This window comes from Chitinophaga deserti (assembly GCF_003149455.1).
GTDB lineage: Bacteria > Bacteroidota > Bacteroidia > Chitinophagales > Chitinophagaceae > Chitinophaga > Chitinophaga deserti.
This window is the reverse complement of sequence record NZ_QFFK01000002.1, coordinates 733230-746129: the sequence shown is the minus strand read 5'-3', so window position 1 is coordinate 746129 and position 12900 is coordinate 733230. Positions and strand designations below refer to the sequence as shown.

Genomic DNA, 12900 nt, shown 5'->3' with positions numbered 1-12900 from the left:
ATCTCTACTGAATCCAAATTATTGGAGTTGTGCAATATGAAGAGTGTGTGGCTGTGCACATCCCTCATCAACTTCCATCTGTGCAATTACCTGTTTCAGTGCACCCACATTTACAGTATTATCAGTATCCTGCATAACATCTGTATTGGCTTCGCACTGTAGATAGTAGTAATGGTGTTTAAGTGCTGAAGCCTGATGACAAAAACAGTTAAGATCAGTTGCGTTCTCAGGCCTTAACTCCAGCACCCTGCTACCTTCGGGCATAAACAGCATATTAGTGAGCCCCGCGCCATGCAGGCCAATCAGAAACCGCGTTTCCGACATCAGCCTGATTTGGGTAGCCAGGTCATACTCTTCGAAGTAATGCAATTCATAACCACATGATTTAACGATTTTCACCACCGCTTCTTCGTTCAGTATATGACGGCGGGAAGCTTTCTTCCGGCTGATATAAATCTTCCGGCCAGCATCGATACCGGGCAAACTCATCCTGTTACGCAATCTCATTATAGCCGGTTCATGGAATGAACCAGTAGGTGCAGTATGCGCGGGCGATACCAGATCACGTACACGTACGATCCGGGAAATGTTGTAGTACTTCCATCGGAAACCCAGCATCCGTAACGATTGCTCCACGTAACTTTTCTCCCTGTACCTTTTCGGTAACAACACAACATGCGAAGCCTTCATGTTTTCCATTGCAATCAGTCTGGGCAATGCGTCAGACAGCCAATGGTAATATTCCGCGCTCCATTCGTCTGTAATCCATATGGCACGATCTATACGTTTGCCGGGGAGCAAATACAAATACAGTTTTTTGAATTGGGCAAATGCAGTGATTGGGAGTATATGTGCATAGCTGTTTTCGAACCTGAAACGTGCTGGATTGAAGATCGAGGCCTTCAGTATTGCTGCATACTTTAATTTCAACTTTGGGCCGGTTGGGAAATTATTACCAGACGCACACAATTGCTGTTCTCTTCTAAAATACACGCGGAGAAGTCTTTTCTCCGCCTGCTGCTTTCTCATCGGCATTATAATAACTTATTGAAATACAACAACAAGCATACAATTAAATGCTATCAACAAACAAAATAAATTGGCTCCGAAGTTGCACAGCAGCGATACATCCGGCATCAGCCCGGGTTTGAAATAAAAAATATAATATTGCTGCCGGAAACTAACCTATCTAGTTGCGCAATCCATAGTGTTGGAGATGCATTCCACATGATAATTATCATAGAATGAACTTAGCAATATCAGCTTCCATTTGTATAATTGCCTTTTTCAGCGCATCCCCGTTAACAGTAAAATCAGCAATATGTGTATCATCAGTATTAGTATGACACTGCAGATTGTAATAATGGTGATGTAGCGCAATTGCCTGATGATAAAAACAGTTAAAATGTGTTTCGTTCTCCCGTCTTAACTCCAGGACACTGCCCGCTTCCGGCATAAACAGCATATTAGTGAGGCCCGCGCCATGCAGGCCAATCAGAAACCGCGTTTCCGACATTAGCTTTATCTGGGTTACCAAATCGTAATCTTCGAAGAAATGCACTTCATAACCCATTGATATAACCAGGTTCATTACAGACTCTTCATTCAAAATATGACGGCGTACAGCTTTTTTGCGGCTGATGTAAATCTTCCGGTTTGCTATGAGCGCAGGCAAACGCATGCGGTTACGCAATGCCAGAATAGCCGGCTTATGGAATAAGCCCGTTGGAGCTGTATGGGCTGATGACACCAGCTCGCGAACACGCACAATCCGGGTTATGTTATAATACTCCCAGCGGAAGCCAAGCAGCTGTAATGATTGTTCCACGTAAGGCTTTTCCCGGTACCTTTCCGGCAACAACACCACATGCGAATGACGCAGGTTTTCTACAGCAATCAGTCTGGGCAAAGCATCAGAGAGCCAATGATAATACTCTGCACTCCATTCGTCTGAAATCCATATGGCCCGGTCTATACGCTTGCCGGGAAGTAAATACAAATACAGTTTCCTGAATTGTGCAAATGCGCTGATAGATAATATGTGTGCATAGCTGTTTTCGAACCGAAAACGTGCCGGATTGAAGATCGAGTTTTTCACTATGGCAGCATTCTTCAAATGCAACATTTTGCCCACCCGGGTATTATTACCGGACGGACTGGATAACAAGTGGTGATCCTTCGTTAAGTTATTGCGGGGATACCTGCTTCCAGCCTGCTGGTTTCCGAATGTGTTGACTACTGTTTCTGACACAGACTATTTTTCCACAAAAATGAACCGCAGGATTTCACTGCTAAAATGTTGCACTTCGGTATGCACATATTTCTGCATGAAATAACATTCGGATAGGCCAATATGAATGGCAGTTGCCGGCTGCCTCGTATTCAGACATAGGGAATAAAACCCCGAAAGCAGTCCCGGCAGGATAATAACTATTGATTATCAGAATATTACCGTTCTTTCTTTTCAATTCCCGCCTGCTTACCTTTGCATTTGCTGGGTAACAGTACCTATACCCCAGATATACACCAATCGTAATTTTGCCTCAACATGTTGCGTAGCATATTTATCATTCTGTCGATATTACTAATCACCCAGTCCGTTTTCCCGGCTGTTTCCCGTCCGGGAATCCCTCCGCAAAAGATTGCGTATCCTTTGCTGCTGGAAGATCCGGGAAAGGAATTAACGATCAATGAAGTAGTGCAACGCAGTAATGATTTTAAACGCTCAAAAGATGCTGTTGCAGTTCCTGGTGCAACATCCTCAGCATGGTGGGTGAAATTCGATGTAGAAAACCCTGTAGACGAAACACTTTATCTCTCCATTGCTTCGCCCGGGTTGCAGGAGATAGATCTTTATCATGAATCCATTCCGGGACAATTCAGTAAAGTAAGCTACCGCTCCGGCTCCGCAGGTGACGGTAAGATCATACAGTCCAACATTCCGCTGCTGCCGCTGTATGCTCCTCCCGCAGTACGCACCACCTATTACCTGCGGGTAACCAGTAACGCATTGATGCGTTTACGCATGGAAGCAGCGGCAATAGAATACCATCTCGAAACACAGCATGAAGATGATTTCATCCATGGCATTTTCTATGGTATACTCGTGGCATTAATGATCTATAATCTTTTTGCATTTATCACCCTCCGCGATATTTCCTATCTGCTGTATGTTCTGTATATCTTATTCTCCGGCCTGTCTACCCTCATACTGAACAACTATATCGCCGTCTTTTTCCCCAGTGCAGGCTGGCTCAACGAAATGACCACCGTACTGCCGGGCGGAATGCTTTTCGGTATCCTGTTCACAAATACCTTTCTCCGGGTAAAAGAACATGCACCAATCCTGTTTAGCATCCGTATCCCGCTAATAATATTCCTCATCGCCATTCCGGTAGCGGCAGTATTTGTGAGCTGGCCTGTGATGTACATTGTACTGGAAGCTGCCATTTATATCACGTTCGCATATTGGCTGGCGGCGGGTATTTCGGTGTATATGAGAGGATTTCGTCCGGCTGTGTACTTCCTTACGGGGTTTGGATTACTGATTGTTCTGGGCATAGTGTATAATCTCCGGGATAACGGGCTGCTGCCGGACAATACATTTACCCGGCATTCCGCCCAACTGGGTACCGCGCTGGAAGCCATCATCCTGTCGTGGGCGCTTACCAGTAAATTGAATTTCTACAAACGGGCGAAAGAGGCCCTTCAGGTTCAGGCGATCGAACAAAGCAGTGCATTCTCCAAAGAAATGATCCGTATGCAGGAGCATGAGCGTAAGCGCACCGCCTCCGAGCTGCACGACAGCGTGGGGCAGCAACTGATACTTATCAAAAACCGGCTCCTCATCCTCGGTAACAAAACCAGCGATCCGGATATTAAAAACCTGGCTACAGATGTAGCCGGCAACGTGTCAGAAACAATTCAGGAAATCAGGAATATTTCCTACTCACTACGCCCCTACCAGATGGATATGATGGGGCTTACACAGAGTATCCAGAGCCTGGCGGAAGAAACCGGTGATGGCGCCAACATAGTGATGGATGCAGGGATTGACAATATCGACAATCTGTTTTCCCGGGAAAATGAAATGAATATCTACCGCATCGTGCAGGAACTGCTTAACAATATGGTGAAGCATTCCGGTGCCACACGCTGCACCATCCGCATCCACCGTGCAGTATGGCTCATCCGTATTGTGGTGACCGACGACGGGGTGGGATTGGGAAATAAAAATGAATTCGGATTCGGGCTGCTGAGCATCCGTGAGCGCGTACAGATCATGGGAGGCCAGTTTATTATTCATCCAGACGCGGGCGATGGCGCAGCGCTCTCCGTCAACATACCCATTTCGTACCATGAAATCATTTGATATCCTTATTGCCGACGATCATCCGATATTCCTGAAAGGCTTGCGGGAAGTAATTGAGTCGGCCGGTAACTTCCGTGTCATCTACCAGGCGGTTAATGGCCGTGAGGCGGTAGAAGGCGTACGTACTAAAAACCCCGATGTCATCATCCTGGATATTGATATGCCGGAGCTGAACGGATTGCAGGCTGCTGAAGAAGCATTGCTGATCAAGCCGGAACTCCCCATTATCCTGTTAACGATGCATAAGGTGAAAGATGCATTTATGAAAGCCCTCGAGATCGGGATCATGGGGTATGTACTGAAGGAAAACGCAGTGGTGGATATCATCCATGCCATTCATTCCGTTACGGCCGGCAATGCATATATCAGCCCCGAAATGTCTACTTTCCTGCTACGGCAGAAGCATAAAGCACCCACCGGGGCCAGCGACCTCATCTCCCTCCTTACCCCTTCCGAGCACCGTATCATACACCTTGTGGCCGGGTACAAGACCAGTAAGGAAATCGCCGATGAGCTGGGCATCAGCGAAAAAACCGTCAGCAATCACAGGATGAACATCACCCGGAAACTATCCCTTTCGGGTAAAAACAGTCTGCTCCGCTTTGCCATTGAAGCCACGGGAGGCAGTAAGCCGGGGTTCTGAAGGCAGGCCGGCGGCAAACAATCGTTGGGGTTGGTTTGTATTATTAGGTAACTAAAACAAACCCACATGGAAATTAAATCTTCCACCAAGTACTTTGCCGAAATGATAGGCACATTTGCCCTGGTATTTTTTGGGTGCGGCGCAGCCGTGGTATCGGGGGTTAGTGCCTCCGGTCCTGCGGGCATCGGCCTGCTGGGGATCGCCTTCGCTTTCGGGCTTGCAGTGCTGGTGATGTGCTATGCTATCGGAGGCATCTCCGGATGTCATATAAATCCGGCCATTACCATCGCCATGCTAACCGCCGGTAAGATCAAGGCAGCCGATGCACTCGGTTACATCATTGCACAATGTATCGGCGCAGTGATTGCCGCATGGGTGCTTTGGTGCATTCAGAAAGGCCTGCCCGGCTGGCAGGCGGGAGAATGGGCACTTGGCTCCAATGGCTGGGGCGAAGGCTACGGTGCCGGATATAACACCGCATCCGCATTTGTAGCAGAAGCCGTACTCACATTCCTTTTCCTGTTCGTTATTTTCGGAGCCACTGGCAAATGGGGCAATGGTACCACGGCCGGTGTGGCCATCGGTCTTACACTTACCTGCATCCACCTCTTCTGTATCCCCATCACCGGCACTTCCGTGAACCCTGCCCGCAGCCTCGGACCCGCACTTTTTGCAGGAGGCAATGCATTACAACAACTCTGGCTGTTTATTGTAGCCCCTATCGTGGGAGGCATCGCTGCCGCTATTGTATGGCGGGTGATGGATAAATCGTAAGCATCATTACCTATATAATTAAGTACTACTACCGTGCGGCAAATTATTTGCCGCACTTATTTTTGCTGCCATACAACAGACCTCAAAACAGCAGCGATCATGATCCGGCAGGGTTCCGTAATCTATAATCCTATTAACCAGGAGCAGTTTACTTTCCTACAAACACATGCGAGTACCGATGGTGCTCTCGTGCAGATCGCAGCTGTAGTAGGGCCCGGAGGGGAAACTGCCTGCGGAGCACTCCGCCATCAGCATCCGGTTCAGGAAGAAAGGTTTATTGTACACTCCGGCAGCCTGTGGATGGAAATTGGCCGTAAATCCCGGCTTTACCATGCAGGAGAACAGGTTGTGGTACCTGCGGGAACACCTCATGCCTGGCGCAATGCCAGTAAGTCGGAAGTCCTGCATTTCACCTATGAGATCGCTCCGGCTATGCAATGGGAGCGCATACTGGAAACACTGTGGTCGCTTTCTCAAAAAGGAGCACTCAACCGTAAAGGGAGCGCATGCTTCCTGCAACTCGCCACTACGCTACATCACTACCCTGACCATTGTTATATGGCAGGCATTCCGGTGGTGTTGCAGAAATGGGTGTTTAAAATGGTGGCTGTAGCTGCCAAATGGATGGGGTACCGGCCCTTTCATAAATACCGGGGAGTAGGAGGAATATAAAACCATCGCAGGTTATTCATATACACGGATAAGTTATGAAAGATGCTTCTAATGAAGAGATGGTATGGCTGGAGCAATCCGGTCTTATCAATGAAGCTGAAAAAAAGGCCGCGCTGTTTCCAGCGCGGCTATTTTAATTATACTGTTTCCTTCACGGCAGCACGCACCGCACGGGCTGCGCTAACCATGTTCCGGAGAGCAGCCTCCGTTTCAGGCCACTTCCGTGTTTTCAGCCCGCAATCGGGATTAACCCAGATGTTGCGTGCCGGTATATACTCCGCAGCTTTGTGCAGCAATGACTCCATCTCTGCGGCTGTGGGCACCCGCGGTGAGTGAATATCATACACGCCCGGCCCTATCTCATTCGGATACCGGAAATCCGCAAATGCTTCCAGCAACTCCATCTGTGAACGTGATGTTTCTATCGTAATCACATCAGCATCCATGTCAGCAATATGCCGGATGATATCATTGAAATCACTATAGCACATATGCGTATGAATCTGCGTGGCATCCTGCACACCTGATGCGGATACACGGAAAGCCTTCACAGCCCAGGACAGGTACTGTTCCCGGTCTGCCTGCCGGATAGGCAACCCTTCCCGGATAGCTGGCTCATCGATCTGAATAATACCGATGCCTGCTTTTTCCAGTGCCACCACTTCATCACGGATCGCTAAAGCAATCTGAGCGGTAGTTTCAGCACGGGGCTGATCGTCGCGGACGAAAGACCATTGCAGGATTGTTACCGGCCCGGTAAGCATCCCCTTCATAGGCAGACTGGTGCACGATTGCGCGAACACCGACCAGCGGACGGTCATATCCTCTTCGCGGCTCACATCACCATAAATCACCGGCGGCTTAACACAGCGGCTGCCATAACTCTGCACCCATCCGTGTTGTGTGAAAGCGAAGCCTTCCAGCTTTTCCCCGAAATACTCCACCATGTCGTTCCTTTCGAACTCACCATGTACCAGTACATCGAGCCCGATGCTTTCCTGCAGGCGGATGGTATCACGCGTAGCGGCTTCCAGTGCCTGATCGTATTGTGCGGCCAGGATATCCCCTTTCTTATATGAAGCACGTAATGAGCGGATGTCTGCAGTCTGCGGAAATGAACCGATGGTAGTGGTGGGGTAAAGCGGCAAACGAAAACGCTGCTGCTGAAGCACCTGCCGTTGCAGGAAGGCAGATGCCCGTTGTGCATCAGCTTCCGTAATACTGGCTACCCTTGCTTTCACAGCCGGCTTATGGATGCGGGAAGAAGCTGCACGGGCTGCGATGGCAGCTGTGTTTGCATGCAGTAGAGAATCATCGCCCTGGAAGATCCTGTTCAGCTCATCCGTTTCGATAAGCTTCTGTTTAGCAAAGGCCATCCAGGACCGGAGCTCTTCATCCATATCGGTTTCGAGGTCGAGGTCGGCGGGTGTGTGCAGCAGGGAGCATGAAGGTGCGATCATCACCCTGTTTTCCCCGAGTACGTTCACCGCTTCACGAATGAATTCCAGTGAGCGGCTGTAATTATTCTTCCAGATATTCCGCCCGTCTATCACACCGAGTGAAAGCGACATTTTCGGGGGAAGCAATGGTAATAAACTGCTCAGCTGTTCCGGGGCACGTACCAGGTCGATATGCAGGCAGCAAACCGGCAGAGACGCTGCCAGCTCTGCATTATCACGCAGGCCTTCGAAGTAAGTGGCAACCATTGTGCGGAGCCCTTTGCAATGTTTCGCGATCTCGGCATAGGCATAGCTGTAAGCTTCCGCCGCACCGGCGGGGAGGTCTGTACCCAGAAAAGGTTCATCCAGCTGTACCCATGCAGCACCGTTATCGCGCAGGCGCTGCAGCACCTCTATGTAAACGGGCAGCAGTTTGGGCAACAGTTCCAGACGGTGGAAGCCCGGTTCTTTTTCCTTACCGAGCAGCAGGAATGATACGGGGCCTGTCAGAACGGGCTTGGGAGTGGCTTTGAGGAGATGCTTCGCAGCGTCGAAGGCATTAAAGACTTTGTTGGAGAACAGGCGGAACGATTGGTTTTTCCTGAACTCGGGCACGATGTAGTGGTAATTGGTGTCGAACCACTTGGTCATTTCCATGGCGGTGAGATCGAGACCATGTTGCTGATAGCCGCGTGCCATGGCAAAGGCCAGATCGGCTTCGGTGTTCTGCGGGATGTCGGTAACTACGGGTGCGTAACGGTCGGGGATGGCACCCATGAGGAGCGACATGTCGAGCACATGATCGTAGAAACTGAAATCGTTGCAGGGGATGAGATCCATCCCGGAGGCTTCCTGCAGGCGCCATTGTTCTTCCTGCAGGCGTTGTGCGGTAACAAATAGTTCCTGGCGGCCGATACGGCCCTGCCAGTAATCTTCGCAAGCTTTTTTAAGCTGGCGGCGGGCTCCCATGCGCGGGTAGCCGAGGGTGTGTTTAAGCATACGCAAAAAACTTTTTGGTGAAACATTAAGTGACTTAATGCTCCTTACGGTTTTCGTACGCTTTCAGGAGATGGGAGAAGGCACAGAACGGCATAACGGGGCATAGCTTGCCCATTATGGTTCCTGACCATTGCTTCAAATCGCGAAAGCATGATCTTGCATAGCGGGCAAGTATCCTGGCTTGTAACATTACCGCCGTTCTTCTCATCCTGTTCAGATCAGGACAATGAACTTGAGGGGGCGGTAACTATTAGCAGTTACTTACAGTTGCGCGACAGCCCGTGATTTGCACACGGTTCCTTTTTAAAGACGGCTTCCGCCGTCTACCGCACTATGGAAAGAATGAATCGGGTAAAGAACTCGGGGTCAAAGATAGGAATGTCATTCATCAAAACCTATTACCAACTCCTTTGTTAACGGGCATTAACTAATAAATATTTTGGCACAGTATATGCAAATACTGGGGCATAACGGCTTATACCTACCAGATTAGATATTAACGGATAGCCATATAGAAGATCAGACGTATACCTGTATACTCGCCTCCATATTATTGAACTACCACTTTAGCACCATAGATTAAAATATCTGCGCATCCGCGCCTGGAGCTTCGTGCGCCTATGCTATTGTGGGTAACAGCGACTTGTATATGAAAAGGATATTGGTAATTGAAGATGATTTATTAATGATTCATGTAGTAGAGTTGATCATTAAAAAAGAAGGACATCATGCAGACCTCGCCTATAACGGAAAAGAAGCGGCCATGCTATTAGGAACATATGATTACGACCTGGTAATCGCCGACCTTAAATTGCCTTTCCCTTATCTGAACGAGCTGTCGGAGCAGTTGCGCATACAGCGCCAGCAAAAGCTGCTGCCGATAATTCTCATGCTGCCTGCCTATTTCGTCATGGAAAGTATTTCTTCCTGGTTCGGTATGGAAGCAGAAGAAATCATCATAAGGCCTTTCAGTCCACACGAGTTAACCGCAAAAATCCAGGCACTCATTTAACGGAAGCCCTTTCCGGCTTTCGGCCTGCTATTCCTACACCCGGCTTTCCGGTCACAGCTTCTTCCTGGCAGGTGACCGGCGCCGGTAAAGGATTCCCCCTTTCGTCACTATTATTTCTGTGAACGCGTTTGCGGCCGGCTTTGTCCGGCCTTTTCGTGTTTCCTTTATTACCACCATAGGGTATATAAACCCGGAATAGCGATATTTGCCGCATGGACAATTTTACCATTAAGGTAGACGACCGCCAGTTTGAAGTAAAGCCTTTCGTGAAAGGTTATGGCATGGCTTTTCATGTAGATACGGGCGACGGGCTGGTGGTTTTTGAGCTGGACGAAGAAGATCAGCTGCGGGCACTTTCCCAGGGCGATGTACCTCCGGATGCAGCACTGGTGGACCGTATCGCCGATGCGATCGTAGCGCGCTTTGCCTGATTTGCCAATATATTTAGCTATATTTGCTAATATAATTAGCCAAATGATTGCTCTGGTCGACTGCAATAATTTTTACGTAAGCTGCGAAAGGCTCTTCCACCCCGGCGTACTTCACCTTCCGGTGGTGGTACTCAGCAACAACGACGGATGCGTAATATCCCGTTCCGAAGAAGCCAAAACCCTCGGCATACGGATGGGCGCACCGGCATTTTTCATGGAAGAGCTCCTGCAGCGCCACCAGGTAGCAGTCTTCTCCTCCAACTACACCCTCTATGGCAGTCTTTCCCAACGCGTCATGCAGGTACTCTCTTCCTATGCGCCTGAAATGGAAGTGTATAGTATAGATGAAGCCTTTCTCGACCTCACAGGGCATACTGCCCCCGGCGCCCTTGCTGCAGCCATCCGCGCCGGCGTACTCCACGATGTGGGCCTGCCTGTATCAGTAGGCGTGGCCCCTACCAAAACCCTCGCCAAGATGGCTAACCGTGCTGTCAAAAAGAATAAACTGCCGGAAGGCTTTCTCGTACTGGATTCCCCTGAGAAAACACGGGCAGTATTAGCCGCCACGCAAGTGGAAGACATCTGGGGCATCGGGCCCCAGTATGCCGCCATGCTCCATCAGAAAGGCTTCCACACCGCATTCGACCTCTCTCTTGTACCAGACGACTTTGCCCGGCGGGAACTCACGGTAACGGGCCTCCGCCTGGTACGGGAGCTTCGCGGCATCCCCAGTATAGCACTGGAAGAAGCAGCACCACCTAAAAAAGCAGTGTGTGTTGCCCGCTCCTTCGGACAGCTGCTCACTGAAAAATCAGATATCCAGGAAGCGCTCGCCAACTACGCCGCGGTAGCAGCACAAAAGCTGCGGAGTCAAAACTCCCGCGCTACCGTAATACAGGTGTTTGTACAAACCAACAACTTCCGTGGCCAGGATGCGCAGTATCACCGCTCCGTGAACGTGCGCCTTCCGGTACCCGCCAATTCCACCCGCGAGCTCATCCGCCATGCCCTCCTCGCGCTGGACCATATCTTTAAACCGGGATATAATTACAAGAAAACGGGCATTACCGCCATGGATCTTGTTCCGGATACGGAGGTACAGGAAAACCTTTTCGAAACCACCAATCACGATAAAGAGCGCAAGCTCATGCAGGCGCTCGACGGTATCACAAAACATTTTGCAGGGAAGCCCGTGCTGCGGTTTGCGGTGCAGGGCGGCGATAAGAAATGGACACTGCGGCAGGAGCGCCTTTCCCCCTGCTACACCACCCGCCTCCATGAAATCATTAAAGCCAAACCGGAATAATGCATAACCCGCTCGCCATATTGCGCCCGGCTGTTCTGCAAGGGCTCCTCGATGCGGGGCACCGGTGGTTTGTACGGCAGGATTATCCGCGGGGGATGCATCCTTCGCTGAAAGCATCCCTCCTGCTCTCGCCCCACCGCTCCCTCACAGAAGCACGCGCCCATATGGAAGCTATCGTAGCAGATCCGCACCGGCACCTCTACGACGCCGAAGCTCTGGCAGACCGGGAGCGCCTCTTTATTGCAGCCGGCCAGCCGGAAGGTTATCATGTATACATTGCCCTCCTTGCCAAAAAGAAATGGAGCCCGGACCCCGCTACCGGGGCAGCCATCAAACAATACATCCGGGGACATACCAACTGGAAGGCCGACCGGAAAGAAGATCTCGCCGTTACGCTCTTTATCCAGTTTGGCGAACTTTTCCTTAATTTGAAAACGAAACAGGAAGAAATCAAAATACCCTTCTCCGACATCGAAAAAACCTGATCCCATGTGTTACGACCTTTCATTTTCCGCCAGCATTGCATCCGTGTTCGACTATCTGCCCGAACTGAAAGACATGGGCCAGCTGGACCTTCACTTCGAACCTACTTTTCACAAAGTGGCACAGGGATACCCCAAATGGCCGGTGGTACTGCGCGATAACAACACATACAAGCTGCAGAAATTTGAATGGGGCGTTATTCCGAATTATATGAAAACGCCTGAAGAAGTAAAGAAAGGCAGGAAATGGATGGTGAATGCACGGGCAGAAAAAGTGCTGGATCCAAAAGCTTACTGGAACCGCATCCGTAAAAACAGGTGCCTCGTGCCTGCTACCGGCTTCTTCGAACATCGCGAAATACCGGGATGGAAAAACAAAGTACCTTATTACATACACGTCAAAGACCGTGAGATATTCTTTATTGCAGGGCTTTACGCCTGGTCTCACATCCCTAATCCCGAGACCGGAGAGATACCCGGTACTTTCACACTTATTACCCGCGACGCTAACGACATCATGAGCCGCATTCATAACGGAGGAGATAACGCCGGACGGATGCCCCTCATCCTCCCCCGTGAACTGGAAAAAGAATGGCTGCGCCCCGACCTTTCTGACGAAGGCATCAGGTCCATCCTCTCCTACAGTATTCCTTCTGACGAGCTGGCTTACTGGACGGTTAATTCCGTACGGAAAGCCAAACCCGACGACGAAAGTGTAATCGAAGAAACGGCCTGGGCCGACTTACCGGCATTGTAAAATTGAATGGGAA

At 49.9% G+C, this 12900-nt stretch carries 12 protein-coding genes and 1 riboswitch; of the genes, 9 read left to right on the top strand and 3 right to left on the bottom strand.

Features of this window, described 5'->3' with window-relative positions:
- Positions 1–18 precede the first annotated feature (18 nt).
- On the bottom strand, positions 19–807 hold the full coding sequence (locus DEV76_RS07140; RefSeq protein ID WP_157962759.1) for a glycosyltransferase family 61 protein: 789 nt from the start codon (positions 805–807) through the stop codon (positions 19–21).
- A 430-nt stretch (positions 808–1237) separates the two neighbouring features.
- On the bottom strand, positions 1238–2116 hold the full coding sequence (locus DEV76_RS07135) for a glycosyltransferase family 61 protein (RefSeq protein ID WP_157962758.1): 879 nt from the start codon (positions 2114–2116) through the stop codon (positions 1238–1240).
- A 432-nt stretch (positions 2117–2548) separates the two neighbouring features.
- Between DEV76_RS07135 and DEV76_RS07130 the strand changes: the two genes are divergently transcribed.
- From DEV76_RS07130 to DEV76_RS07115, 4 genes are all read left to right on the top strand, one after another.
- Positions 2549–4372 carry a sensor histidine kinase gene (locus DEV76_RS07130; protein WP_109696540.1) on the top strand — a complete coding sequence of 608 codons (1824 nt, stop codon included), beginning with the start codon at positions 2549–2551 and terminating at the stop codon, positions 4370–4372.
- The gene (locus DEV76_RS07125) at positions 4359–5015 is read left to right on the top strand and encodes a response regulator transcription factor (protein ID WP_198651967.1); all 657 of its coding nucleotides are present in this window, start codon (positions 4359–4361) and stop codon (positions 5013–5015) included. Before DEV76_RS07130 ends, DEV76_RS07125 begins: the two co-directional genes overlap by 14 nt.
- Positions 5016–5081: 66 nt before the next feature.
- Complete coding sequence (aqpZ, locus tag DEV76_RS07120; protein ID WP_109696536.1) at positions 5082–5789, top strand: aquaporin Z; 708 nt, start codon at positions 5082–5084, stop codon at positions 5787–5789.
- A gap of 99 nt (positions 5790–5888) precedes the next feature.
- Entirely contained in the window at positions 5889–6461 is a 573-nt protein-coding gene (locus tag DEV76_RS07115; RefSeq protein ID WP_109696534.1) for a cupin domain-containing protein, read from the top strand.
- Between the two features lie 137 nt (positions 6462–6598).
- On the opposite strand, the gene metE is transcribed toward DEV76_RS07115, so the two are convergent.
- A complete protein-coding gene (gene metE, locus DEV76_RS07110; RefSeq protein ID WP_109696532.1) occupies positions 6599–8899 on the bottom strand; it encodes a 5-methyltetrahydropteroyltriglutamate--homocysteine S-methyltransferase in 2301 nt (766 codons plus the stop codon).
- Between the two features lie 149 nt (positions 8900–9048).
- Positions 9049–9246, bottom strand: a riboswitch (cobalamin riboswitch).
- A gap of 302 nt (positions 9247–9548) precedes the next feature.
- On the opposite strand from metE, the gene DEV76_RS07105 reads away from it, so the two are divergent.
- The 5 genes from DEV76_RS07105 to DEV76_RS07080 all read left to right on the top strand — a co-directional run bounded on the left by DEV76_RS07105 (position 9549) and on the right by DEV76_RS07080 (position 12887).
- Entirely contained in the window at positions 9549–9911 is a 363-nt protein-coding gene (locus tag DEV76_RS07105) for a response regulator transcription factor (protein ID WP_109696530.1), read from the top strand.
- Positions 9912–10123: 212 nt separating this feature from the next.
- A complete protein-coding gene (locus tag DEV76_RS07095) occupies positions 10124–10342 on the top strand; it encodes a hypothetical protein (RefSeq protein WP_109696526.1) in 219 nt (72 codons plus the stop codon).
- Positions 10343–10385: 43 nt separating this feature from the next.
- Positions 10386–11648, top strand: coding sequence for a Y-family DNA polymerase (locus DEV76_RS07090; RefSeq protein WP_109696524.1), 1263 nt, complete (start codon positions 10386–10388; stop codon positions 11646–11648).
- Positions 11648–12133, top strand: a complete 486-nt coding sequence (locus DEV76_RS07085; protein ID WP_109696522.1) for a hypothetical protein — start codon at positions 11648–11650, stop codon at positions 12131–12133. The genes DEV76_RS07090 and DEV76_RS07085 overlap by 1 nt, the downstream gene beginning before the upstream one ends.
- A 4-nt stretch (positions 12134–12137) precedes the next feature.
- A complete protein-coding gene (locus DEV76_RS07080) occupies positions 12138–12887 on the top strand; it encodes an SOS response-associated peptidase (protein ID WP_109696520.1) in 750 nt (249 codons plus the stop codon).
- The last annotated feature ends 13 nt before the right edge of the window (positions 12888–12900 follow it).

Coding starts and splice junctions, on each gene's coding strand:
- aqpZ (WP_109696536.1), top strand. CDS start 5,082: ATGGAAATTAAATCTTCCACCAAGTACTTTGCCGAAATGATAGGCACA.
- DEV76_RS07085 (WP_109696522.1), top strand. CDS start 11,648: ATGCATAACCCGCTCGCCATATTGCGCCCGGCTGTTCTGCAAGGGCTC.
- DEV76_RS07105 (WP_109696530.1), top strand. CDS start 9,549: ATGAAAAGGATATTGGTAATTGAAGATGATTTATTAATGATTCATGTA.
- DEV76_RS07115 (WP_109696534.1), top strand. CDS start 5,889: ATGATCCGGCAGGGTTCCGTAATCTATAATCCTATTAACCAGGAGCAG.
- DEV76_RS07125 (WP_198651967.1), top strand. CDS start 4,359: ATGAAATCATTTGATATCCTTATTGCCGACGATCATCCGATATTCCTG.
- DEV76_RS07095 (WP_109696526.1), top strand. CDS start 10,124: ATGGACAATTTTACCATTAAGGTAGACGACCGCCAGTTTGAAGTAAAG.
- DEV76_RS07130 (WP_109696540.1), top strand. CDS start 2,549: ATGTTGCGTAGCATATTTATCATTCTGTCGATATTACTAATCACCCAG.
- DEV76_RS07090 (WP_109696524.1), top strand. CDS start 10,386: ATGATTGCTCTGGTCGACTGCAATAATTTTTACGTAAGCTGCGAAAGG.
- metE (WP_109696532.1), bottom strand. CDS start 8,899: ATGCTTAAACACACCCTCGGCTACCCGCGCATGGGAGCCCGCCGCCAG.
- DEV76_RS07080 (WP_109696520.1), top strand. CDS start 12,138: ATGTGTTACGACCTTTCATTTTCCGCCAGCATTGCATCCGTGTTCGAC.